This is a genomic window from Bradyrhizobium sp. SZCCHNR1043 (assembly GCF_032489675.1).
Taxonomy (GTDB): domain Bacteria; phylum Pseudomonadota; class Alphaproteobacteria; order Rhizobiales; family Xanthobacteraceae; genus Bradyrhizobium.
The window spans coordinates 298,534-320,303 of record NZ_JAUEYN010000010.1 but is presented as its reverse complement, the minus strand read 5'-3'; the positions used below and the strand labels follow the sequence as shown (position 1 = coordinate 320,303).

At 64.8% G+C, this 21,770-nt stretch carries 24 protein-coding genes; 11 read left to right on the top strand and 13 right to left on the bottom strand.

The features are described 5' to 3' along the window. Positions 1-88: 88 nt before the first annotated feature. Both QX039_RS19650 and QX039_RS19645 read right to left on the bottom strand, forming a co-directional pair. Entirely contained in the window at positions 89-664 is a 576-nt protein-coding gene (locus QX039_RS19650; protein WP_315741113.1) for a glutathione peroxidase, read from the bottom strand. A gap of 155 nt (positions 665-819) precedes the next feature. Further along, positions 820-2,607 (bottom strand): L,D-transpeptidase, encoded by a 1,788-nt coding sequence (locus QX039_RS19645; protein WP_315772253.1) that lies wholly within the window; start codon positions 2,605-2,607, stop codon positions 820-822. A gap of 226 nt (positions 2,608-2,833) precedes the next feature. Here QX039_RS19645 and QX039_RS19640 point away from each other — a divergent pair, with 226 nt between their 5' ends. Continuing rightward, positions 2,834-3,385 carry a CreA family protein gene (locus tag QX039_RS19640; RefSeq protein ID WP_315741115.1) on the top strand — a complete coding sequence of 184 codons (552 nt, stop codon included), beginning with the start codon at positions 2,834-2,836 and terminating at the stop codon, positions 3,383-3,385. Here the strand turns inward: QX039_RS19640 and QX039_RS19635 are convergent. Further along, positions 3,375-3,584 (bottom strand): hypothetical protein, encoded by a 210-nt coding sequence (locus tag QX039_RS19635; RefSeq protein ID WP_315772251.1) that lies wholly within the window; start codon positions 3,582-3,584, stop codon positions 3,375-3,377. The genes QX039_RS19640 and QX039_RS19635 overlap by 11 nt on opposite strands. 406 nt (positions 3,585-3,990) lie before the next feature. On the opposite strand from QX039_RS19635, the gene QX039_RS19630 reads away from it, so the two are divergent. Next, positions 3,991-4,353 (top strand): hypothetical protein, encoded by a 363-nt coding sequence (locus tag QX039_RS19630; protein ID WP_315772260.1) that lies wholly within the window; start codon positions 3,991-3,993, stop codon positions 4,351-4,353. Between the two features lie 53 nt (positions 4,354-4,406). On the opposite strand, the gene QX039_RS19625 is transcribed toward QX039_RS19630, so the two are convergent. Continuing rightward, positions 4,407-5,180 (bottom strand): hypothetical protein, encoded by a 774-nt coding sequence (locus QX039_RS19625; protein WP_315772249.1) that lies wholly within the window; start codon positions 5,178-5,180, stop codon positions 4,407-4,409. 40 nt (positions 5,181-5,220) lie between these two features. Beyond that, positions 5,221-6,942: a type I secretion system permease/ATPase gene (locus QX039_RS19620; protein ID WP_315772247.1), complete on the bottom strand. Its 1,722-nt coding sequence runs from the start codon at positions 6,940-6,942 to the stop codon at positions 5,221-5,223. 177 nt (positions 6,943-7,119) lie between these two features. Here QX039_RS19620 and QX039_RS19615 point away from each other — a divergent pair, with 177 nt between their 5' ends. Further along, complete coding sequence (locus tag QX039_RS19615) at positions 7,120-8,805, top strand: adenylate/guanylate cyclase domain-containing protein (protein WP_315772246.1); 1,686 nt, start codon at positions 7,120-7,122, stop codon at positions 8,803-8,805. An 11-nt stretch (positions 8,806-8,816) separates the two neighbouring features. On the opposite strand, the gene QX039_RS19610 is transcribed toward QX039_RS19615, so the two are convergent. The 3 genes from QX039_RS19610 to QX039_RS19600 form a co-directional block, all read right to left on the bottom strand. Next, the gene (locus QX039_RS19610) at positions 8,817-10,163 is read right to left on the bottom strand and encodes an HlyD family type I secretion periplasmic adaptor subunit (RefSeq protein WP_315741120.1); all 1,347 of its coding nucleotides are present in this window, start codon (positions 10,161-10,163) and stop codon (positions 8,817-8,819) included. Between the two features lie 112 nt (positions 10,164-10,275). Beyond that, the gene (locus QX039_RS19605; RefSeq protein WP_315772245.1) at positions 10,276-10,545 is read right to left on the bottom strand and encodes a DUF6719 family protein; all 270 of its coding nucleotides are present in this window, start codon (positions 10,543-10,545) and stop codon (positions 10,276-10,278) included. Next, positions 10,545-10,697: a hypothetical protein gene (locus tag QX039_RS19600; protein ID WP_315712328.1), complete on the bottom strand. Its 153-nt coding sequence runs from the start codon at positions 10,695-10,697 to the stop codon at positions 10,545-10,547. The genes QX039_RS19605 and QX039_RS19600 overlap by 1 nt, the downstream gene beginning before the upstream one ends. A 146-nt stretch (positions 10,698-10,843) precedes the next feature. Here QX039_RS19600 and QX039_RS19595 point away from each other — a divergent pair, with 146 nt between their 5' ends. The 3 genes from QX039_RS19595 (at position 10,844) to QX039_RS19585 (ending at position 13,437) form a co-directional block, all read left to right on the top strand. After that, positions 10,844-12,124: an ArgE/DapE family deacylase gene (locus QX039_RS19595; protein WP_315772244.1), complete on the top strand. Its 1,281-nt coding sequence runs from the start codon at positions 10,844-10,846 to the stop codon at positions 12,122-12,124. Between the two features lie 131 nt (positions 12,125-12,255). Then, positions 12,256-12,654, top strand: a complete 399-nt coding sequence (locus QX039_RS19590; RefSeq protein ID WP_315772243.1) for a PaaI family thioesterase — start codon at positions 12,256-12,258, stop codon at positions 12,652-12,654. A 126-nt stretch (positions 12,655-12,780) separates the two neighbouring features. Continuing rightward, positions 12,781-13,437, top strand: coding sequence for an N-acetyltransferase family protein (locus QX039_RS19585; RefSeq protein WP_409998061.1), 657 nt, complete (start codon positions 12,781-12,783; stop codon positions 13,435-13,437). 95 nt (positions 13,438-13,532) lie between these two features. Here the strand turns inward: QX039_RS19585 and QX039_RS19580 are convergent, their stop codons facing one another. The 3 genes from QX039_RS19580 to QX039_RS19570 form a co-directional block, all read right to left on the bottom strand. Then, positions 13,533-13,838, bottom strand: coding sequence for a hypothetical protein (locus QX039_RS19580; RefSeq protein ID WP_315772242.1), 306 nt, complete (start codon positions 13,836-13,838; stop codon positions 13,533-13,535). Positions 13,839-13,915: 77 nt separating this feature from the next. Further along, a complete protein-coding gene (locus tag QX039_RS19575) occupies positions 13,916-14,614 on the bottom strand; it encodes a DUF2161 domain-containing phosphodiesterase (RefSeq protein ID WP_315741125.1) in 699 nt (232 codons plus the stop codon). A gap of 95 nt (positions 14,615-14,709) precedes the next feature. Further along, positions 14,710-15,390 carry an SDR family oxidoreductase gene (locus tag QX039_RS19570; RefSeq protein ID WP_315741126.1) on the bottom strand — a complete coding sequence of 227 codons (681 nt, stop codon included), beginning with the start codon at positions 15,388-15,390 and terminating at the stop codon, positions 14,710-14,712. Positions 15,391-15,461: 71 nt separating this feature from the next. Here QX039_RS19570 and QX039_RS19565 point away from each other — a divergent pair, with 71 nt between their 5' ends. Together QX039_RS19565 and QX039_RS19560 are read left to right on the top strand one after the other, a co-directional pair. Further along, positions 15,462-16,220, top strand: a complete 759-nt coding sequence (locus QX039_RS19565; RefSeq protein ID WP_315772240.1) for an SGNH/GDSL hydrolase family protein — start codon at positions 15,462-15,464, stop codon at positions 16,218-16,220. A gap of 91 nt (positions 16,221-16,311) precedes the next feature. After that, complete coding sequence (locus tag QX039_RS19560) at positions 16,312-16,530, top strand: hypothetical protein (RefSeq protein ID WP_012044361.1); 219 nt, start codon at positions 16,312-16,314, stop codon at positions 16,528-16,530. 31 nt (positions 16,531-16,561) lie between these two features. Here the strand turns inward: QX039_RS19560 and QX039_RS19555 are convergent, their stop codons facing one another. Both QX039_RS19555 and QX039_RS19550 read right to left on the bottom strand, forming a co-directional pair. Next, positions 16,562-17,305, bottom strand: coding sequence for a tyrosine-protein phosphatase (locus QX039_RS19555; RefSeq protein WP_315741127.1), 744 nt, complete (start codon positions 17,303-17,305; stop codon positions 16,562-16,564). Between the two features lie 263 nt (positions 17,306-17,568). Continuing rightward, complete coding sequence (locus QX039_RS19550; protein WP_315741128.1) at positions 17,569-17,763, bottom strand: DUF2735 domain-containing protein; 195 nt, start codon at positions 17,761-17,763, stop codon at positions 17,569-17,571. Positions 17,764-18,307: 544 nt separating this feature from the next. Between QX039_RS19550 and QX039_RS19545 the strand changes: the two genes are divergently transcribed. From QX039_RS19545 to QX039_RS19535, 3 genes are all read left to right on the top strand, one after another. Further along, a complete protein-coding gene (locus QX039_RS19545) occupies positions 18,308-19,342 on the top strand; it encodes a glutamine synthetase beta-grasp domain-containing protein (RefSeq protein ID WP_315712320.1) in 1,035 nt (344 codons plus the stop codon). Positions 19,343-19,529: 187 nt separating this feature from the next. Then, positions 19,530-19,988 carry a hypothetical protein gene (locus QX039_RS19540; protein ID WP_315741163.1) on the top strand — a complete coding sequence of 153 codons (459 nt, stop codon included), beginning with the start codon at positions 19,530-19,532 and terminating at the stop codon, positions 19,986-19,988. A gap of 102 nt (positions 19,989-20,090) precedes the next feature. Then, positions 20,091-21,713, top strand: a complete 1,623-nt coding sequence (locus tag QX039_RS19535; protein WP_315741129.1) for an ABC-F family ATP-binding cassette domain-containing protein — start codon at positions 20,091-20,093, stop codon at positions 21,711-21,713. Positions 21,714-21,770: the final 57 nt, after the last annotated feature.

Below are 21,770 nucleotides of genomic sequence, written 5' to 3'. Positions count from 1 at the left end.
GCCCAGCTGCCGGATGGGCGCCAAAAGGAAACGAGGCAAAAACACGGGGGAAGTTGCCGGCTTCCGCCGCATTCCTGCCGAGTGTTGCTCAGCCGTCCGCCAGCAGCCGGGCGACCGCGGTCTTGACCCGCGTATCCGTCGGCTCGACCGAGGAGGCGAAAACGTCGGCGATGTAGCCGTCACGGCCGATCAGATATTTGTGAAAGTTCCAGCGCGGCGTTTCCTTGGGCCGCGCCTCGGCGGCCCAGCGGTAGAATGGGTGGGCGTTGGAACCGGTGACCACCGCTTTTGCGGTCATCGGGAAGGTGACGCCGTACTCCTTGTTGGCCAGCTCGGCGATGTCGCCCGCGATCCCGGGCTCCTGGTTGAAGTCGTTGGAGGGCACGGCGACGATCGTCAGCCCGCGCTCATGGAACTCGCTCCACAGCTTCTGGAGGCCGGTGTATTGCGGGGTGTAGCCGCACTGGGAGGCCGTGTTGACCACCAGCACCGGCTTGCCCGCGAAATCGGCGAGCCGGATCGGCTCACCGGCCAGCGCGGGGAAGGAGAAGCGATAGGCGGTCATCTTGCTCACCGCATTGTCGGCATGAGCGGCCTGCGACGTGAGCGTCGCGCCCGACAACGAGGCGCCGATGCCGAGAACAACCATCCTGCGATCGATCATTGTGAATCTCCCTGAGCAGAGCCAGCCCCGTCAGCATGAATGTGCCCGCGCTCGACCGGCCGCTGCTTGAACGGCCGCGACGTGGCGCTGGATCAGACTGCGTTCCGGCACGGGATACCCCTGCCGTGGGGCGGAAAGAGGGACGTCGTCGGTCGTCAGCGCAGCGAAAGGATGAACTCCGTGCCCTCGCCGGTTTCGCCCTGGTTGATGCCTTGATCGGAGACGATCAGCGAACTTCCGGTCGACAGGGCTTCGCCGAGCCACGCCATGACGTCGGCGGGAATGGTGATGCGATCGAGCGCCTCGGCTGCGCTGCTCAGCGGAACGACCTGTTTCAGCTCGGCATCGGCGCCCGCGGACCTCTTACCGCGCCGGGCCGCCTTGGCCGCGACATCGGTCGCCGCGGCGCTCCGCGCCGAGGAGGGCAGCGAGACGACCGACCAGCGCATCGTCGCCGGATCGGCCTTGTCAGCCGTCGCGGTGAACACGTGGGTGCCGAGCGGCTTGTCGCCCGGTGCGATGGTGACGGGGGTGTTGAACACCGGAGCGAAGTTCTGCCGCACGTACAGCTTCGAATCCTTGCGGCTGATGAATATCGCGATCTGGCTGTTGCGCTTCAACTCGGGCTTGGGCGCAATCGGCTTGTCCGGTGCGGCAACACGCGACTGATCCTTGGCGAGATCGTTGGGGTCGACTGGCTTCGCCGGTGCCTCTGCCGCCGGTGTGGGCGGCGGCGCAGGCTGGTCCGCGATCGCGGCGTCGGCAGGCTTGGACTCAGCCGACTTGGAATCAGCAGGCTTGAGCTCGGTTGAACCGGTGGCTTCGGCATTCGCCGACGCCGCAGCCGGCCTCTCGATAGCCGGAGCGGCCACCTGCGCAGCAGTCGTGGGCTGCCTCGCCGGAGCGACTTCGCTGGGGGCAGACTTGGCCTCGTCCTGCTGCTCGATCCTGACCCCGGCCGGGGCGCCTGGCTTGGCCTCTGCGTCGGCGGTCGCGTGCTCAATCATGGTCTCGGCGACACTGGGCTTCAGATCGGCAGCATCGCTCCGAACCTCCGCCGCGGGTGAACGCGGTGGTTCGGCGCTTGGCGAAGCGTCCGAGATCTTCGGTGGCAGCCCATTGGCGTTGGTGGCATCGGCGGTCCGCACCTGGCCCGACGCGGTTGGCGATCCTTCGAAGCGGGGGCTCTCGGCATGACCGATCGTGGCGCGCAGATCCGTCGTCGCGACTGTGATCGCGGTGGTGATGGCGGTGCCCTTGTCCGACTTGATCGCTGCGGGCGCAGTCGCATTGGGTTGCACCGATGCGCTCGGCTGCGGCGCCTTCAGTGCAGCGAGCATCGGATGCGAGAAACTCGCAGGAGCCACCTCGCTCGGCGTGACCAGGACCCGGGATCCCATCCGCGTCCAGCCATAGATGCGGGCTGCAAAGCTTGCCGGCATGCGGATGCAGCCATGCGACGCCGGGTAGCCCGGCAGCACGCCCGCGTGGAGCGCGACGCCGGACCAGGTGATGCGCTGCATGAACGGCATCGGGGCGCCGCTGTAGATGTTGGAGCGATGGTATCTCTGCTTCTGAATGACGCTGAACACGCCCATCGGCGTGGAATGCCCCTTCATGCCGGTCGAGACGGGTGCTTCCGCGAACAGGCCGTTTGCGTCGTAGACCTTCAGCTGCTGCTTGTTGATCGACACCGCGATCGTGAGCGGCGCTTGCGGCTTGGCAGCCTCCTTCTCGGTCTTGGTCAGCGTCTCAAGGTGGCGCGCCTTGGGCTTGCGCGGAGCGGCCGGGCGTACGGTCGGAGCAATGGTGATGGGCTGCGCGTCGTTCCAGTAGTAATAAGACGCTGCGCCAGCCTGTGAGGTCACTGCTATGGCAAGCGGGACTGAAACGATTGCTGCACAATAGAACCGCCCCCTGGCGGCTGCACGAACGCAGAGCATTCCGGCAAATCCTCAAGAACCATCTGGTCTTTAGTGTCGCAGACGGAGTCTGCGTTCACCAGCTTGGGCTTCTGCCCTGCGTGATTTCGTTCCAATCGTAGCAGAAAAGCCTCACATCCCGTTAAACGGGGTAGTGGAAGGTCAGGGGCTGGAGCGCCTTCCTTGCAGGCATTTGTGTCCCTACATGGGCGGTATGCCGAGCATCGGCGGTATAACGGAGACCGACATGTCGTTCAGAGCCACCAAACGGTTTGATCTGTGGCTGAAAACCCTCGTTTGCCTACTGCTTATCGGATTGTCCTCGCCTGTGATCTCAGCATACGCCGCAGACGAGCCGGATCTGATCTTCCGTCGGTCGACCGTGTTCAAACTGCTCAGCCCGAATGACAAGCTCGCGACCTATGGCGTTGATGATCCAGAGGTAGAGGGCGTCGCCTGCCACTTCACGGTGCCGCAGAAGGGCGGCTATGCCGGTTGGCTGGGCCTGGCCGAGGAGGTCTCCGACATCTCGCTCGCATGCCGGCAGATCGGCCCGATCAGGTTCAAACGCAAGCTCGAACAGGCCGATGACATGTTCCGGCAGCGACGGTCGCTGTTCTTCAAGAAGATGCAGATCGTTCGCGGCTGCGACGCCAAGCGCAACGTGCTCGTCTACATGGTTTACTCAGACAGGCTGATCGAGGGATCGCCGAAGAACTCGACCTCCTCCGTTCCGGTCATGCCTTGGGGCAAAGCCGACGACGGCGTGGTCCAGAAGTGCGGCGATTTCATTCAATAAGGGACTTGCCAAGAGACGATCGGCTGCCGAAAGCCTTGCCGGGCAATTTGTGCTTGGCAGGATCGTGGCAGCCGATCAGCCGCACCAGGCTCTGTGGCGTCGAGCCGGCGTAGCTCTCGGTTCGCTGCTGCGCCATCGGTGCAGCCAGGGAGCTGCGGCGTGATACCTTCGGTTTGGGTGTGTGCGAGCGCTTGTCCATGGTGACCCTGAGGGAGCAACGTCGTCTCCCAACGCGCCGCGCGCTGCTGGGTTGCCGTGGTGAGCTGGGAGGTTCTCCCTGCCGGCCACAGTTAACGTAAGGTCGTTAAGAAGCTCGCCATCGGCAGAATTGACGGCTGCCCCGGAGGGCGCTGGCTCGCCCAAGGCAAGTGAAACATTCTTCTGCTTGGGGTTTTAGATCACTCTCGTTTTGATTGTATTTTGTGTCGTCGGGTCGGTCGCGATGAAACGAAGCGGCGGGGCCATGAAACCATTTTGGGCCTGTGCCGCAGGCCGCTTGAAACGTGAAGCGGATATGAAACCGATGCTGGCGTCAGCGACATGCGAATCGTGTCGTCCGGGCCCGCGTGGATGACATGACGAAAAACAAATACCAGCGGTCCACCATGCGTTTTCGACTGGGTGCTGCAACGCTTGCCGTGCTGTCGTGCCTCTTCTGGTCCTCCGTCGAGGCGCGGATAACGACCCGATTGTCCGATCTGCGCAGCGAGTTCGTACGGCAATGTGCGCCTCATATGCTTGACCGGTGGGCGCATCCTGAAGCTGTCTGCTCCTGCCTGCATGATCATGCGGCCGCGATGGTGGAGGATGCCGACTTGCGAGAGGCGCTGCTGCGCGGCATCAGTGAGACCGGCGTGCCGACCATCGAGACCGATTGGGTGCCCGCGCCGAAGCAGGCCGAGATCGGTCCTACGTTCACCAAGATCGCGAAGCCTGCCCTGCAGTGCATGTTCGATCCGGCCAACTGATCAGCCGCCGGACCTGACGTCGATCGGCGTCCATCGTCCGGCGATGCTGGTTGTCAGTCCAGGCCATACTGCGACATCAATGACTGCACCTCCGGCCGGCGCATGATGCGCGAGATCCGCGTGCTGATGGCGTCGTCGTCGCTGTGCCTCGACGATCTCGCACGCGGCTTGGGAGCAGGGCGGGCCGCTGACGCATCGGCACTCGTCGGCTGATGCCGCGCAAGTGCAGTCTTTTCGGCGGATGGCAAGGTCGCCGCTTTCGTCCGCGTCGTCTGCGTGGGCGCCGTGGCCGTCAGACCGGGCTGGGTCGGCGCGGCAGCAGGAGCGACTGCGGGGACGACGGCCGGTGAAGCTGCGGCCGTGGCGGGCGGCGTCGCGGCCGGTGCCACAGGGCGTGTTTCAGTGGTGGCCGCCACGGGCGGAGTTGCGAGCACTGGATTCGACGCTTTGGCTGTTTCGGCAGCGGGCGCGGCGGCCGTGAGTGAGTTGGTACGCGATTGCAACAAAGCCCCCTCAGGTGCCGGGACGGGCACGGCCAATGCGGTGAGCGTCGATGCTGGCGCCGAGATCGGCGTCGGCGGCTCGATTACCGGAAGCGGGGCTGCGATGGAAGCACCGCCCGAGGCGGCGGACTCGCTGACGATCCTTTCACTGCTGTCCGGCGCCGGCTGCTTGATGTCGCCGGGGACGTTGAGAGCTTGGGTTTGCGCGTGGGCCAGCATCTGACGCGCGGTCATCGGTGTCTCCGCTGAAGCCGACATCGGCAGCAGGACGGCGGTCGCGAGCGCCAGCTGGAGTGTCCGTGCGTGCGATGTGAACTTGATCATGGCTGGCTCCTTGCGGTGTGCGATCTGCATTGGGGTCCGTTCAGGCCGCGGCGCTGGCCGTCGCCCGGTCGTGGGCGACGACGACACGCTGGCCGCGCATCTTGGCGATCACCTCGTCGCGCGGGCCGCATGCCAGCGTCTTGCCGAAGGCCATCACCATGATGCGGTCAACATGCGCCAGAAGCTGCGGACGGTGCGTGACGACGATCACGGTTCGGCCGGCGGCCTTCGCCTGGGCCATGGCCTGCGCCAGCGCCCGCTCGCCGTCCTCGTCGAGGTTCGAGTTCGGCTCGTCGAGGATCAAGAGCCGCGGATCGCCGTATAGCGCGCGGGCCAGGCCGACGCGCTGGCGCATGCCGCCGGACAACGCCACGCCGCCTTCGCCGATCGGCGTGTCGTAGCCGTTGGGCAGGCGCAGGATGACCTCATGCGCGCCGGCGGCCTTGGCGGCAGCGACGACGGCGGCCTCATCCACCTTCGCGAGCCGGGCGATGTTGTCGGCGACGGTGCCTGAGAACAGTTCGATGTCCTGTGGCAGGTAGCCGATATGCTTGCCAAGCCGGTTTGGGTCCCACTGGCTGTAGGCGGCACCGTCGATACGGATCACGCCTTCGCGCAGCGGCCAGACCCCGGCCATGGCGCGCGCCATGCTCGACTTGCCGCTGGCGGAGGCGCCGACGATCGCGAGGCTCTCGCCGGCCTTGAGCGAAAAGCTGACGCCCTTGACCGAGGGGCGGCCAGCCGCCGGCGGCCACACCACGGCGTTCTCGACGTCGATCTCGCCGCGCGGCGTCGGCAGCGCCGTCGGTGCAGCCGTGACCGGCAAGGCCTGGAACAGCTCCTCCAGCCTGCGATAGGCGGAGCGGAATGCGATGATGCGCTTCCACTGGCCAACGACCTGCTCGACCGGGGCCAGGGCGCGGCCCATGATGATGGAGGTCGCCATCATCGCGCCGGGCGAGATCTGCTGCTCGATCGCGAGCCAGGCGCCGATGCACAGCAGCGAGGTCTGCACCGCCATGCGCGCGAACTTGGTGACGGAATGCATCGCCGCGCCACGCTCGACGAGGGTGCTGTGGGCTTCGACCATCGCTGACTGACGGCAACTCCAGCGGTCCATGACGATGTCGCCCATGCCGAGGCCGCGCACGACCTCGCCGTTTCGCAGCGCCGCCGCGACGAAACGCGAGGCCTCGTTGGCCAGCGCGTTGGTGCGCTCGACGCTGGCGCGCGTGTAGAATTCGGTGAGCAGCGCCAGCGAGAACAGCACGATCGCGCCGAGCAGCGAGAGGATGCCGAGATAGGCATGCTGCAGAAAGCACAGCGCGACGAACACCGGCGTCCACGGCAGATCGCAGGCGATGGCGGCGGTGCCGCTGGAGATGCAGTCGCGGATGGTCTCGGCGTCACGGATGATCTGCTGGCCGAAGCGATGCCGCGGCGACAGCTCCGCCTTCATCATCGTCTCGAACAGCGGGTGGCGCAGCGTGCCTTCGAACTGCACGCCGGCCCGGGCCAGAACGCCGGAACGGGCGAATTCGAGGACGCCATACAGCACCAGGAAAACACCGACGATGAGCGTCAGCATGACCAGCGTGCCGAGATTGCGGCTGGTGAGGACGCGGTCGTAGACCTGCATGGAATAGAGGGGTGAGGCGAGCATGCTCGCATTGATGAAGAGGCTGAGCACGAAGGTCGCGGTGAGCGCGGGAAAGCAGGCGCGGAGCGCGGTTCCCAGCGGGCTTCGGGTGGTGCTCGTCATGTCGGATCCCCTTGCGATGGTGCTGGAGAACTTCGCCTGGGGCGCCCGTCGTCGACCGTGATTGACCTCACATAGCTCGAGGCTGATCTGCCAGCGCTTGAGTTGGCCGGTTGCAGCCGCTACCGGATGGATCAGCCGTGCTCAGATTTCGCAGCTTGCCTGAATCACAGTGACCTCATGCCTGCCGTAACGTCCCAGAACATCCGGCTCGTGTCGGGCCTCGTCCTGTTTGCGTTCGCCGCGACGCATTTTCTCAACCATGCGGTGGGTCTGTTCAGCCTCGAGGCGATGGACGAGGTGCAGGAATGGCGGCTGGTCGTCACCCGATCGTGGCCGGGGATGATCGTGCTGGCGGCGGCATTGCTCGCGCATGCCGTGCTTGCTTTCGTCAAGACGGTTCAGCGCGGCACGTGGCGGCTGTCCTCGTGGGAGTTTGTTCAGATCGCCACGGGATTTGCGATCCCGCTATTGTTGCTGCCGCACGTCATCGAGACCCACATCGCTCATGCGCTGTTTGGCGTTCAGGATGGCTACCTCTATGCGCTGGCGTTGATGTGGCCCAAGGCGGCCTGGATTCAGACCGCGCTGCTGCTGCTGGTCTGGATCCACGGCTGCGTCGGCCTGCATCACTGGCTGAAATTCCGGAGCTGGTACCGCCTCGTCCAGCCGCTGCTGTTTGTCCTCGCCGTCGCGGTGCCGATGGCGGCGCTGATGGGTTTCGTGGTGTCCGGGCGCGCCGTCGCCGCGTTGCTCGGCAATCCCGGCATGGCCGAGCAGATGCGCCAGGTCACCCATTGGCCGAGCGAACTCGACGGGAGGTGGATCGCCTTGCTGCAAATTTCGGCGCAGATCGCAGTCGTCGCGCTGCTCGTTGCAGGCGTGACGATCATCGTGTTCCGCTACGTCGCGTCGCTCGCGGCGCCGAAGATCGTCATTGCCTTCACGGGTGGCGCGACGGTGCGGGCCGCGGTCGGTCCGACGCTGCTGGAGATCATCGGCAGCAACGAGCTCTCGCAGCGGTCCGACTGCGGCGGCCGTGCCCGCTGCGGTCTTTGCAGCGTCCGGGTTGATGAAGGTGCGGAGACGCTGGCGCCGCCCGGCCACGCGGAGCGCGTCATGCTCGCCGACTTGGCGGCTCCGGCGAATGTGCGGCTGGCCTGCCAGATTCGTCCGGCGGCGCCGCTGACGATCACGCGTCTCCTCGGCGGCGATCAAGCGGAGAGGGCGCCCCTCGTCGACCACCTTCCCGCCGAGCGCCGTGCGGTATGCCTGGTCCACGTCCGCGTCCGTCCGGTTGCCACCATTGCGCGCGACCGGCTGCCCTCCGACCTCGGGTTCATGATGAACGAGATCTTCGGCGCCATTGGCAGGGCGATCGAAGCCCATTCCGGGCGCATCGACCGCTTCCTCGGCAATGGCGTCCTCGCCGTCTTCGGTGAGGAGCAGGGAGCAGAACAAGGCTGCCGCGATGCGCTGCAGGCGATCGGCGCCATGGACGTGGTCATGGACCGCGTCAACGAAAAGATCGCCGCGGAGATCGGTCGGCCCGTCGAGTTGACGATTGGTGCTCACCTTGGCGACATCGTCGTCGGGCAACTGACCTTTGGACGCACATCGCAGGTGGCTGTGCTCGGGCTCGGGACGGAGTGGCCGGCGCGTCTGGCTGAATTGGCGGAGACCAGAGGTTGGCAGCTCGCGATGTCCGGGGGCGTAGCGACAGCTGCCGGCCTTGCTGATCTGGATGGAGCGACACGTGAGAGGCTTGCCGATCCGGAGCAGGGCAGCGAGCTGGACGCCATCGGCGTGCGGCGTGCCCGCGACCTTGCTGTCGTCGCGGGCGCGCCACCGGTGCCGTCGGCCTAGGTGCTCTCGGCTCATTTCTCACGGAACGTCTTGGCGAGCGTGTTGAGCAGCGGCCCGACCAGATATTCGAGCACGGTGCGCTCTCCCGTGGAGATGATGACGTCGGCCTGCATGCCCGGCAGAATCTTCTCGGCGATCTCGGGCGGGATGGTCGAATAGTCGATCACGACCCGCGCCGAGTAGTAGCTCTGCTTGTTCGCCTCGTCCGACATCGCATCCGCCGAGACGCTCGAGACCTTGCCGAAGATCGTCGGCGTCGTGCGCGAGGAGAAATTGGAGAAGCGCACCTCGGCCCTCTGGCCGATGGCGACGCTCTCGATGTCGCGCGGCGAGACGTGCGCCATCACGTCGACGCCTTCGCCGACCGGGACGATCTCGGCGAGCGTATCGCCTGGCTTCACGACGGCGCCCACGGTGTGGACTTTCATGTTCATGACGATGCCGTCGCGCTCGGCGCGGATGTCGACCCGGCGCAGCACGTCCTCGGCGATGACGAGCTTCTCGCGCAGGTCCGACAGCTTGGCACGGGTGCCGTCGAGCTGCTGGCCGACTTCGGTCAGATATTTCTGCAGCGTCTGATCGATCTGCAGGCGCGTCTGCGCCGCCGTCTGCGTCAGCCGCGCCACGTCGGCCTGCGCCTGGCCGAGATCGCCTTCGACGCGGGCGCGCTCGCGTTCCAGCTCGAGGAACTTGTTGCGCGGATAATAGCCTGCGGCGACCGCCGGGCGCACGTTGTTCATCTGCGTCTCGAAGCTTGCGAGCTGCGCGGAGAGCGCGGCGCGCTGGCGGTCGCGGCCGGCGAGCTCCTGCTGCTGCTGGGCGATCTGCGAGTTGAGGATGTTGATCTGGCTGATCAGGCCATTGCGGCGCTCGACGAACAGCCGCTGCTGGTCGGCGATGGCAAGCGCCGCCTCCGGCACGTTCTGGCGGTTGAGCAGCGCGTCGGGAAACGTGATCATCCGCGCATTGCCGCGCTCGGCGAGCAGGCGCGCCTCCTCGGCGAGTGCGGCATCCATCTGCTTGCGCAGGAGATCCGTGTTGGCCTGTGCCTCGGTCGGCTGCAGCCGGAACAGCAGGTCGCCGCGATGCACGGCGTGAGTCTCCTTGGCCAGGATGTCCCGGATGATTCCGCCCTCACGGTGCTGGACGACCTTGTGATCGCCGGAGACGGACACGGTGCCCGGTGCGATCGCCGCGCGATCGAGGGGGGCGTACGCGGCCCATACGCCGAAGCCGCCGAACACCAGCGCCACCGAGAGATAGCCGAGCAGGGCGTAGCGGCTGAAATCGGCCTTGACCGGCTGCGGCCGGTCTGCCGGTTCGAAGAAGCCGTGATCCTGCACCGCTGACATCGACATGCTGCGTCCCCGCTTGTCCACGGGCAGGAGCATCGTCGATGCGCGGCTACGGGACTGTGCGGAAGGTCACGCGCCGGAGGTCGGCGGCGAGAGCCGCATCAAACGAGATCAGCTACTTCTTCTTCGGCCCGAAGCGCGGCACGCATTTCGTGGTGCGGACAATACCGGTTTCGGCCATCTTGGAGCCGGAGACCTCCTTCACCTGGCCAGCGGGGCAGGTGCCGTCATCGACCAGGACGCGCTGGCCAAGCCGGAGATCGGTGACGTCCTGCTCGCGCCCGACATATTGCGCCTGCGCGGGTGCGGCAACCAAAAGCAAGAGACCGAGGACGCCGAGAGGGCGGGCTGCGACATTCGCGAACGAGGAGATTTGAGAACGCATCACTTTCCTTCGATCTTCAGGCCGTTGGGCCCGATATTGATCTGGACACCCTCCGGCTGCTTCTTGGCCTGATAGAAATTGTAGCCGAGCACGATGATCGCCGCGCTGAGAATGCCGAGGAGGAAATAAAGGATATTGCGGTGATCCGACATGCCAAATTCCAAAGTATGTTGCGGTCATTTTCGTATGCGCGAATGTACGGGCGGCCTTGCGATTCTGAAAGCAGCGGCGAATCCGGTGCAACTCTGCATGAGATTGTGATTTGCTGCAGTCATCGGCAATTGGAACCTCGACAGGCATGATCACCCAGGACATTACGCAGCGCATCGTCGACGCCGTCGATGCCGACTTCGACCGGCAGCTTGCGACCACGAGCGACTTCGTCGCCATCCCCTCGACCCGCGGCGCCGAAGGGCCGTGCCAGGACATGTTCAGCGATCTCCTGCGCGCGCGCGGCTACGAGGTCGACGACTGGCACATCGATCTCGACGATCTCGAGGAGATGCGCGGCTACGGCCCGATCGAGCACGACTTCTCGAGAGCACGCAGCGTGGTCGGAACCTACCGGCCGGCGACGTCGGCCGGGCGATCGCTGATCCTGCAGGGGCATTGCGACGTGGTGCCGGCCGGTCCGCTCGACATGTGGGACACGCCGCCGTTCTCGCCGGTGATCCGCGACGGCCGGATGTATGGCCGCGGCGCCTGCGACATGAAGTCCGGCACCATCGGCGCGCTCTATGCGCTCGATGCCATCAAGGCTGCCGGCTTCAAGCCGACGGCGCGCATTCACATCCAATCCGTCATCGAGGAGGAGAGCACCGGCGTCGGCGCGCTGTCGACCCTGCAGCGCGGCTACCGCGCGGATGCCTGCTTCATCCCGGAGCCGACCAGCGGCAAGATGGTGCGTTCTCAGGTGGGCGTGATCTGGTTCCGCCTGAAGGTGCGCGGCTTCCCGGCGCATGTGTTCGAGGCCGGCGTCGGCGCCAATGCGATCCAGGCGAGCTATCATCTGATCCATGCGTTGGAGAAGCTCGAGGCGGACTGGAACAAGCGCGCCAAGAGCGACCGTCATTTCAAGACGCTCAATCATCCCATCAACTTCAATCCGGGCATCATCAAAGGCGGCGACTGGGCCTCGAGCGTGCCGGCCTGGTGCGACGTCGATTGCCGCATCGCCATCCTGCCGGGCTGGTCGGTCAAGGACTGCCAGAACGAGATCCTCGCCTGCGTCGCCGCGGCTTCGCGCGATCATCGCTTTCTCTCCAACAATCCGCCGGTCGTCGAGTGGTCGGGCTTCCTGTCCGAAGGCTACGAGTTGACCAATTCGGCCGAGCCGGAGGCGGCGTTCGGCAAGGCATTCACCGCCGTCTACGGCGGCGAGGTCCAGGATCTCGTCTTCACGGCGCTGACGGATACCCGCTTCTACGGGCTCAACTACAACATCCCCAGCCTCTGCTTCGGCGCGACCGGCGCCGCGATGCACGGCTTCAACGAATATGTCGAGCTCGACTCGCTGCGCCAGGTCACCAAGACCATGGCGTTGTTCATCGCGGAGTGGTGCGGGGTCGAGAAGGCCTGAGCTGAGCGGCGGTACGATCGGACTGAAGCAATGACCTTTCAGGTCATTGCTTCGGGTTCGAAGCCCGGCGCATCCAGATGCGGCGCTGACCCGCGAAGACGGGTCGTCCGATCAAACGGGGGAGGGAAGGCATGACGCCACTCGACAAGATCAATGCGATGAAGATGCCGTTCGCGGACTTGAAGGGCGTCACCTTCACCGAGGCCAGCGCCGATCGCGTCGTGGCGCAGATGCAGGTGCGGCCGGATCTCTGCACCCTGCATCACACCATCCATGGCGGCGCCGTCATGGCGCTGGCGGATTCGGTCGGCGCGGCCGCGACCGTGATCAACCTGCCGCTGGATGCCAAGGGCACCACCACGATCGAGAGCAAGACCAACTTCATCGGCGGCGCCAAGGAGGGGACTGTGGTGACGGCAACCGCCACGCCCGTGCATCGCGGCCGCCGCACCCAGGTATGGCAGACCCGGGTGGAAACCGAGGACGGGCGTCTGGTCGCGATCGTGACCCAGACTCAGCTCGTGCTGTGATAATTCGTACACAAACGAATCGTTAACTCACGCGATCCTTGCATGGCCGCATGTTCTCTCCGTAGAGCATGGGGCTTGCAATGAATGTTGCGATGCACAATATAGCTCCTGTCTAGGGAAAGACGTCTGTGCGAGGGCTCTCGAGAGGAGTCTCAGGCAGTGTCACAGGTAGATACTTTTCGTCCCCGGCCGGGCTTCGGCTATGTGCGGACGCTCAGCCAGCACGAGGAACTGCCGTTGCTGCGCGATCATCTGTTGCGGCTCGATGCGGAAAGCCGGCACGATCGATTCAACGGCTTCCTCGATGACAGTTTCATCGAACGCTACGCGGCCCGCTGTGCGGCCGACGGCACGATCGTCGTCGCCTACATGGAAAACGGCCTGGTGCGCGGCGCCGCCGAGTTGCATCCGCCGGAGCAGTCCGAGGACGGGCTTCCGGAGATTGCGTTCAGCGTGGAGGCTTGCGTGCGTCGCCGTGGGGTCGGCAGCCTGCTATTCCAGCGCGTGATCTCGGAGGCGCGGTGGAAGGGCTATCGCAAGCTTCGCGTGACGACCGGATCGCAGAACCATGCGATGCGGGCGCTGGCAGCCAAGTTCGGTGCGCATCTGGCGTTCCGTCACGGCGAATCGACCGGCACGATCGATCTGACCGAGCAGCCCCAGGATGAGCTGGCGAAGCTCGTGATCGAAGCACCCATCGCGGCAGCGCGGGCGTTCTTCACCCTCAATCGCGCCTGCTGGAAGCTCGTGACCCGGATGTACGGCGACAAGCGCGCCGCCTGAGCCGAGCCGTTGCTGCGACGACAAAGGCGCGACAGCGATCACCGCTGCCGCGCCTTTTCGTTTGATTGCATTGGCCGATGCGCCCCGGAGGGCGTTCAGGTGCCGGTGCGCTTGTCGAAATTGAAGCGGCGCAGGGTGCGGCGCTCGACCACGACGGCGCGCTGCTGCGTGCCCTGGTCGGCCGTGATGACGCGCGTGTTGGTGCGCGCGGCAACGCGGACTGCCTTCTTGACCTCGGGGAGCACCTGCTCGAGCGGCAGACCCATCAGCGCCGACGCGATCTCGGCCTGAGCCTGGACGTCGTCGGTGATGCCTGACGCAGCGAAGATCGCTTCTTCCAGTGTCGGGGGATCACGCCTAACGCGACGCGGACCGTACTTGGTGTTCCAATCTTCGCTCATGGGGGCCTCGTGAATCGTCCCGGATACCTAGAAGCAGGATTGTTGCATTGCAATATATATTCCGCGAGGCAGCCCAGCTATGCGTTCACCATGTCGCGATCGGGCAACGCTGCCTGCGTCATGTGGATATCCTGGGGCCAGCGGCGCAAGGCCGCGAGCCCGGCTTTCGTGAGGACATAGACGCCGCGCTCGGCGCGGTCGAACCAGCCATAGACGTTACGCTGCAAGATCTTCGGCGCATCCGGAATGTCCGCGCGGAGGTCGCGGACGCGTCTCGGCCCGTCCGACAGCGCCGAAGCGCAGGCCAGCGCCTGCTGCCGATAGGCCGTCATGATGGGTGCGCGGGTCGAGCCGCCCGCGACGGGGTCGCCCTTGCGCCGCTGATGCTCGATCACAAGACGCGAACGCTTCTTGGGATTCTTGCGCGGCGCGGTGGTGGGCGGCTGCACCAGCACTTCGATGTCTCCGGCTGAGGTCACGGTCAGCATGCCGAAGCCGAGCCGGCGGCACAGATTGCGATAGCGTGCGTCGCTCTCGCGGCCCTTGCCGCGTGCCGACAGCTTCGCCGCGATCCAGACCTCGTCGCAGGCACCGGCCCGGTCGACCGCCTGCAGCAGCAGTTCCAAGTTGAAGACCTGCTTCAGCTCGCAGACGACCACCACCGGCGGGTCGTCGCCCTTGAGCGCCACCACGTCACAGCCGCCGACTTCCCCTTTGACCGAGAAGCCGAGGTTTTCGAGGAAGCGTTTGACGGGAAGGTAGAGCGCGGTTTCCAAGGGGCCGTCCGATGTGTGCGACTCAGAGCGCGCGCGAGTCTAGCCCGCCGAGTCCCGTGATGTCAGCGCCAAGTCGGGGTAACCGGCTGGCTTCGCTACACCCGGCCGATAACCGGTATCAGTGCGCCGGTCACACCGCTCGCGGCGTCGCTGGCTAGAAACAGAATGACCTCTGCGAGTTCCTGCGGCGTCACCCATTTGTCGAAATCGGCCTTGGGCATGCTGGCGCGGTTGGCCGGCGTATCGATCGTCGACGGCAGGACGGCGTTGACGGTGATCTTGCCCTTCCATTCGGCCGCGAGCGCTTCCGTCAGGCGATGCACTCCCGACTTGGAGGCCGCATAGGGGCCCATGCCGGCACTGGCCTGGAGCGCGCCCATGGCGCCGATGTTGACGATGCGGCCCGTGTTGGAGCGGACGAGATGCGGTATAGCCGCGCGCGATGCGTGCAGCGCGGTCATCAGGTTTCGCGCATGCATCGTCTCCCAGACGGAATCGTCGCCATCGGCGGTCGTCTCGAACGCGAACGCGCCGGCGATGTTGATCAGCGCATCCAGAGTGCCGAAGTGGGCGGCGACGGAGTCGATCGCGACCTTTGCCTGCTCGGGGTCGGAGAGATCGACGCCTCCGAGCTCGATGCGGTCGTCACTCGCCGGGATTTCGGCCTGGGCATGGTCGATCCCGGCCACATGTGCGCCCCGTGCGAGCGCGAGATCGGCCACGCTGCGCCCGAGCGCCCCTTGCGCACCCGTTATGACAATCACTGCTCCGTTCATTCCGTCCCTGGTCTCCGTTGACGCGCCCCACAGCGCCGCTTGCTATACTATGATCCTGCCGATGAGTTGCAATGGCCGGGCGGCCGGGGCATGGAATTGCAATCAGAAGGCGTGGTTCGTCAGAGGTGACCATGACCGCGACAGGCTCTCTCGAATTTCCTGACGTCCCCACCAGTTTTTCTTGTCCAATCAAACGTTTCAGACAGAGTCTGGATGCGCAGCGCAAGACCCGGATCGTGGCGCTGGGCTCATCTTCCACCGCGGGCACCAACGGAATCATCGCTTTTCCGGCCCGGATCGAGCAGTCGCTGCGCAAGGCCAATTTCGGCTGCATGATCGACGTCCTCAATCGGGGTGTGGGCGGACAGGAATCCCCGGACCAGCTCTCGCGCTTCGAATGCGACGTGATTGCGGAGCAGCCCTCGCTCGTCATCTGGCAGGTCGGCACCAACGCCGCCTACAGACCCGAGGTCTACAGTCCCGATGACGTCGAGGCGGCGCTGCGCGTCGGCGTTCGATGGCTGACGGCGCTGTCCATCGACGTCATCGTGATCGACCTGCAGTACACGGCTGCGATCGTGACGGTGCCGAACAGGCTGGCGCGTGCCGAGGACATTCAGCGACGGATCGAGAAGGTCACGTCTGCGGCCAACGTCAACCTCTTCGGGCGCTGGAATTTGATGAAGAGCTGGTATGAGGCCGGCCAGATTCCGTTGTCGGCGCTCGACGACGGGCACGGTGACCGCTTGCATGTGAGCGAAGCCGCCACCGCGAAGATCAGCGACGTTTTGGCCAGCGCCATCCTGACGGTGCCGGTTGCGCTGGCCTGATCGATAAAATTTGCCGGACTTTCGTAAGTGGATTGCCAGCGCAGCCCGCTAGCCTGTCGCTATGCCGCTTGAGGGGCGTTGGAGCTTTGACATGATGAGACATCTGCCGGACCATGGTTTGCCGCTGGTGCAACTGAAGGAGCAGCGGCGGGATCTGGTGGTCGCCCTGCAGAACCGGGCAGGTCCGGTGACCGGTTGGGAATTGATGCAGATCGCGGCGGTTCAGCAGGCGATTTCCGCATTCGAGGAGGTGATTGCCGATCTCGACGCAATGGAAGCCGCCGAGACAGCCGATATCGAAGCGGCCTGATCGGGCTCAAGCGTATTCGCGCCACACCGACTTACGGCGTGAGATAGCGCTCCTGTAACGTCTTCCGCGCTGCGTCGTCGATGCCGAGACCGTCGCGCAGGTAGGTGTCGACGTCGCCGAAGTCATCACGCATGGCGTCGAACGCAGCTGCGAGGAACGACGCCTGGACCATCCCGATCGTCTGGACGACATCAGCGGGAAGATCTGGGTGAGCCGCGGTCTCGCGACGATAGAGCTGGTTCGTGAGCAGGTAGTCTTCCAGGATGACGTCATCCGCAACGTCGAGCGCGTGTAGGACCAGCGCGCAGGCCACACCGGTGCGGTCCTTGCCGGCCGTGCAATGGATCACCAACGGGACGTCCTCATTGAGAACATGCTGGAACAGCGCGCGGAAGCGCGGCGTGTAGTTGCGGATGTAGTTGCGGTAGGACTCGCGCATCAGCTCCAAGGCATGGTCGGTCGTGAGCTGTCCTCGTGTCGCCAGGGCCCGCAGCGCCGGCACGACGCTCGGCTCGATCGGCACGGAGTGCACGGTGATCTCGGCGATCGTGCAGAGGCCGGCCGCGCGCTCGTTGCGACCGCGTAAATCGAACGCTGCGCGAATGCCGAGCTCCCGCAGGACCGCGACGTCGGGCTCGGTCAGCTGTCCGAGATGGTTCGACCGAAACAGCCGCCGCCATCGCACGTGCCGGCCATCCCTGCTGGGATATCCGCCGAGATCTCTGAAGTTGCTGGCGCCGTGAAGGCCGAGATGGCGAAGTGGATAGGCGGACATCGTCTTGTTCTAGGGGACGCGGGCTTCGATGTGAAACGCTGTTTCATCGACGGACGCGACGCCGCAGGCACAGCCCTTCGACAGGACAGGGAAGACCATGAAACGGGTCACGACGGCGGCTTGTTTAACCCGGCAGGTCGAGTCCGCCGGCGACCGTCAGGAGCGGCGAGAGACATGCAGACGGCAGCGCAAGAAAAAGGGCCGGAACCTTGTCGGTCCGACCCTTCAGCAAAGGCGTGATGGCGTCACGGTACGGACTGACATCAGCGATCCCACGCCGGCTTGGCTTCCTGGATCGCCTCGTCATGATACCAGCTGCCGCTATAGATCGTCGGCTGGATCGACGGCGCGATCAGCGGCGCGGGCGATGATCCGGATTGGCGGGGCGCAAGACCCGCTCGCCCTCCGCGCGGAAATTGGTAGATCCTGGCGGATCCCTCGTCCACATTTGTGTCCATTCCTCAGTCTCCTTCCAGCGGGCCACACATCAGGTTGCGCCCGACTCGTTGTCTTGTGGTGACCAGTCTCGATATCAGTGCTGCCCGGAGGGAATGCAACATGATCAAAACGAAATCACATGTTGCGCGTTTTACAGGCATTTTTTCTTGTGCTCCCTCCGCAGCAACGTGCCGCTGACCAACACTTGGGCTGGACCAAAGGTTGCGAAGCGGAGCTCAAGTCTTTTCGAAAATGTCCGGGAGGTGCTGACGGCTTGTTCGGCCTCTCTTGCGCATCGCCGCAAATGCTAAGGAATCAAGCGGGTTTTCGACAGGCTCTTTTCTCCGCCATGCGCTCCGTGCAATCCCGGTCGCGCTGCTTTGCCGCACCCCTGACGTGCAAAATCCGCCGCCGGCTCCGCCCCGATTGGTCTCCGTCCACGCGACGGGACGTCGCGGGATTTGGCACGTTCCATGCTTAAGAGTGCGCTGGCCGATCGTGGCCGGGTAAGCGGGGAGCCTTCGATTGCTGGGCTCCCACCTTTCGATAAGACAGAGAGGCTCAATGACGAAATACAAGCTCGAGTACATCTGGCTCGACGGCTACAAGCCGGTGCCGAATTTGCGCGGCAAGACACAGATCAAGGAATTTTCCTCTTTTCCGACCCTGGAACAGCTGCCTCTTTGGGGCTTCGACGGCTCGTCGACGATGCAGGCCGAAGGCCATAGCTCCGACTGCGTGTTGAAGCCGGTTGCCGTGTATCCCGACGCCGCCCGCACCAACGGTGTGCTGGTGATGTGCGAAGTGATGATGCCGGACGGCAAGACCCCGCATCCGTCGAACGCCCGCGCCACCATCCTGGACGATCCAGACGCGTGGTTCGGCTTTGAGCAGGAGTACTTCTTCTATAAGGACGGCCGTCCGCTCGGCTTCCCGGAATACGGCTATCCGGCCCCGCAGGGCCCGTACTACACCGGCGTCGGCTTCAAGAACGTCGGCGACGTCGCCCGCAAGATCGTCGAAGAGCATCTCGACCTCTGCCTCGCGGCCGGCATCAACCACGAAGGCATCAACGCCGAGGTGGCGAAGGGCCAGTGGGAATTCCAGGTGTTCGGCAAGGGCTCGCGCACGGCTGCTGACCAGATGTGGATGGCCCGCTATCTGATGCTGCGCCTGACCGAAAAGTACGGCATCGACATCGAGTTCCACTGCAAACCGCTCGGCGACACCGACTGGAACGGTTCGGGCATGCACTGCAACTTCTCGACCAAGTACATGCGCGAAGTCGGCGGCAAGGAGTATTTCGAGAAGCTGATGGACGCCTTCAAGGAAGCTCGTGCCGACCACATCGCGGTGTACGGTCCGGACAACCACATGCGCCTGACCGGCAAGCACGAGACCGCCTCGATCGACACCTTCAGCTGGGGTGTGGCCGACCGCGGCGCCTCGATTCGCGTGCCGCATTCCTTCGTGAACAACGCCTACAAGGGCTATCTGGAAGACCGCCGTCCGAACTCCCAGGGCGACCCCTACCAGATCGCGTCTCAGGTCCTGAAGACGATCGCGATGGTTCCGACCGGCGCGAAAGCCGCAGCCTAAGACGCCGAACACAACACCCCGGGGCCGGGGGCTGATATGATGATCCGCCGAGGCAGCCGCTTCGGCGGATCATTCGTCTGGCGGGCTCGAACGATCGGAGGCGGCCTTGGCCTTGATCAATCGCAAGTCCGGTTTCGATCGCAGCGGTATGTCTTCCGTAGCGGTTTGTTTGGAAGCGGGGCATGGAATGAGCTATCGCAAGTGGGTTTCAGGCGTTCTGGTCGCCTGTTCGGCCATCTCCCTGGCTGCAGCGCAGTCGCAGTCCAATGCAGAACAATATCTGCCGCGGCTCGGCGACATCATGAATCTGATTCAGGTCAGACACGCGAAGCTCTGGTTCGCGGGACAGTCCAAGAATTGGGATCTCGCGTCCTATGAGCTTGCCCAGTTGAGGCAGAGCCTGACTGACGCTGCGGTCTTCTATTCAGGCCTGCCGGTGGACAACGTCACCACGCTCGGCCAGCCGATCCAGTCGATCTCGGACGCCATAGCCGCCAAGGATGGCAAGCGCTTCGCTTCCGCCGTGACCGAATTGACGTCGGGATGCAACGCATGCCACGCGTCGATGGATCGGGGCTACGTCGCGATCCGCATTCCGACCGACAAGCCGTTCGGCAACCAGGATTTTCGGCCTCCAGGCCGCTGACCGGCTCCGCTCAAGGCGTGAGTTGCGCTGCAAAATTGCGCCTTCCACCGGCGGCGCGCATCGACTAAGAGCGGCGGCAACCTGTCCACCGCCTGAGCCCTCATGATCCGCCTCGATAACGTCTCCAAGCAAGTCGGCCACCAGATTCTCTTCATCGAAGCCTCCGCCGCCCTTCAGAAGGGGGAGAAGATCGGACTGGTCGGCCCGAATGGGGCCGGCAAGACGACGCTGTTCCGGATGATTTCGGGGCGCGAGCAGCCCGACGAGGGGCAGGTCTCGATCGATCGCGGCGTCTCGATCGGCTATTTCAACCAGGATGTCGGCGAGATGTCCGGTCGCAGCGCCGTGGCGGAGGTCATGGACGGCGCCGGGCCGGTGTCGTCGGTGGCGGCCGAGCTCAAGGAGCTCGAGGCCGGCATGGCCGATCCGGACCGTGCCGACGAGATGGACGACATCATCGCGCGGTATGGCGAGGTGCTGGCGCGGTTCGAGGAGCTCGACGGCTACGCGCTCGACAGCCGCGCCCGCGAGGCGCTGGCTGGCCTCGGCTTCTCCGAGGAGATGATGGACAAGGACGTCGGCCTGTTGTCCGGCGGCTGGAAGATGCGCGTCGCGCTGGCGCGCATTCTCCTGATGCGGCCCGACGTAATGCTGCTCGACGAGCCGTCCAACCATCTCGATCTCGAGAGCCTGATCTGGCTGGAGCATTTCCTCAAGGGCTACGAGGGCGCGCTGCTGATGACCTCGCACGACCGCGAGTTCATCAACCGGATCATCAACAAGGTGATCGAGATCGACGCCGGCCAGCTCACGACCTATTCCGGCGACTACGATTTCTACGAGCAGCAGCGGGCGTTGAACGAGAAGCAGCAGCAGGCGCAATATGAGCGCCAGCAGGCGATGCTCGCCAAGGAGATCAAGTTCATCGAGCGTTTCAAGGCGCGGGCCTCGCACGCGGCGCAGGTGCAGAGCAGGGTCAAGAAGCTCGACAAGATCGAGCGGGTCGAGCCGCCGAAGCGGCGCCAGACCGTGGCGTTCGACTTTCTGCCCGCGCCGCGCTCGGGCGAGGACGTGGTGGCGCTGAAGAACGTGTCCAAGAGCTATGGCAGCCGCCGCATCTACGACGGGCTGGACTTCATGATCCGGCGCCGCGAGCGCTGGTGCGTGATGGGCGTCAACGGCGCCGGCAAGTCGACTTTGCTGAAGCTGGTTGCCGGCACCGCCGAGCCCGATGACGGCTCGGTGGCGATCGGGGGCAGCGTCAAGATGGGCTACTTCGCCCAGCATGCGATGGACCTGCTGGACGGCGACGAGACCGTGTTCGAGTCGCTCGAGCATTCGTTTCCGCAAGCTGGTCAAGGCTCGCTGCGGGCGCTGGCCGGCTGCTTCGGCTTCTCCGGCGACGACGTCGAAAAGAGATGTCGGGTGCTGTCGGGGGGCGAGAAGGCGCGGCTGGTGATGGCGAAGATGCTCTACGATCCGCCGAACTTCCTGGTGCTGGACGAGCCGACCAACCATCTGGACATGGCGACCAAGGAGATGCTGATCGCGGCCCTGTCGAGCTTCGAGGGCACCATGCTGTTCGTCTCGCACGACCGTCATTTCCTCGCCGCGCTCTCCAACCGCGTGCTCGAGCTGACCCCTGACGGCCTCCATCAGTATGGCGGCGGCTATACCGAGTATGTCGCCCGCAGCGGCCACGAAGCGCCGGGCCTGCGCAGCTGACGACGCGGCCATACTCGTCGTTCGTGCTCTGCTTGCGCTTTGTTCGCATCATCCCAA

Excerpts from the sequence above, each read along its gene's own strand:
- QX039_RS19565 (WP_315772240.1), top strand. The coding sequence starts at position 15,462 with ATGGCCGGGCGGCCGGGGCATGGAATTGCAATCAGAAGGCGTGGTTCG.
- QX039_RS19590 (WP_315772243.1), top strand. The coding sequence starts at position 12,256 with ATGACGCCACTCGACAAGATCAATGCGATGAAGATGCCGTTCGCGGAC.
- QX039_RS19535 (WP_315741129.1), top strand. The coding sequence starts at position 20,091 with ATGATCCGCCTCGATAACGTCTCCAAGCAAGTCGGCCACCAGATTCTC.
- QX039_RS19625 (WP_315772249.1), bottom strand. The coding sequence starts at position 5,180 with ATGATCAAGTTCACATCGCACGCACGGACACTCCAGCTGGCGCTCGCG.
- QX039_RS19570 (WP_315741126.1), bottom strand. The coding sequence starts at position 15,390 with ATGAACGGAGCAGTGATTGTCATAACGGGTGCGCAAGGGGCGCTCGGG.
- QX039_RS19630 (WP_315772260.1), top strand. The coding sequence starts at position 3,991 with ATGCGTTTTCGACTGGGTGCTGCAACGCTTGCCGTGCTGTCGTGCCTC.
- QX039_RS19595 (WP_315772244.1), top strand. The coding sequence starts at position 10,844 with ATGATCACCCAGGACATTACGCAGCGCATCGTCGACGCCGTCGATGCC.
- QX039_RS19540 (WP_315741163.1), top strand. The coding sequence starts at position 19,530 with ATGAGCTATCGCAAGTGGGTTTCAGGCGTTCTGGTCGCCTGTTCGGCC.
- QX039_RS19645 (WP_315772253.1), bottom strand. The coding sequence starts at position 2,607 with ATGCTCTGCGTTCGTGCAGCCGCCAGGGGGCGGTTCTATTGTGCAGCA.
- QX039_RS19640 (WP_315741115.1), top strand. The coding sequence starts at position 2,834 with ATGTCGTTCAGAGCCACCAAACGGTTTGATCTGTGGCTGAAAACCCTC.
- QX039_RS19550 (WP_315741128.1), bottom strand. The coding sequence starts at position 17,763 with ATGGACACAAATGTGGACGAGGGATCCGCCAGGATCTACCAATTTCCG.
- QX039_RS19555 (WP_315741127.1), bottom strand. The coding sequence starts at position 17,305 with ATGTCCGCCTATCCACTTCGCCATCTCGGCCTTCACGGCGCCAGCAAC.
- QX039_RS19620 (WP_315772247.1), bottom strand. The coding sequence starts at position 6,942 with ATGACGAGCACCACCCGAAGCCCGCTGGGAACCGCGCTCCGCGCCTGC.
- QX039_RS19610 (WP_315741120.1), bottom strand. The coding sequence starts at position 10,163 with ATGTCGATGTCAGCGGTGCAGGATCACGGCTTCTTCGAACCGGCAGAC.
- QX039_RS19615 (WP_315772246.1), top strand. The coding sequence starts at position 7,120 with ATGCCTGCCGTAACGTCCCAGAACATCCGGCTCGTGTCGGGCCTCGTC.
- QX039_RS19650 (WP_315741113.1), bottom strand. The coding sequence starts at position 664 with ATGATCGATCGCAGGATGGTTGTTCTCGGCATCGGCGCCTCGTTGTCG.
- QX039_RS19605 (WP_315772245.1), bottom strand. The coding sequence starts at position 10,545 with ATGCGTTCTCAAATCTCCTCGTTCGCGAATGTCGCAGCCCGCCCTCTC.
- QX039_RS19560 (WP_012044361.1), top strand. The coding sequence starts at position 16,312 with ATGATGAGACATCTGCCGGACCATGGTTTGCCGCTGGTGCAACTGAAG.
- QX039_RS19635 (WP_315772251.1), bottom strand. The coding sequence starts at position 3,584 with ATGGACAAGCGCTCGCACACACCCAAACCGAAGGTATCACGCCGCAGC.
- QX039_RS19600 (WP_315712328.1), bottom strand. The coding sequence starts at position 10,697 with ATGTCGGATCACCGCAATATCCTTTATTTCCTCCTCGGCATTCTCAGC.
- QX039_RS19580 (WP_315772242.1), bottom strand. The coding sequence starts at position 13,838 with ATGAGCGAAGATTGGAACACCAAGTACGGTCCGCGTCGCGTTAGGCGT.
- QX039_RS19545 (WP_315712320.1), top strand. The coding sequence starts at position 18,308 with ATGACGAAATACAAGCTCGAGTACATCTGGCTCGACGGCTACAAGCCG.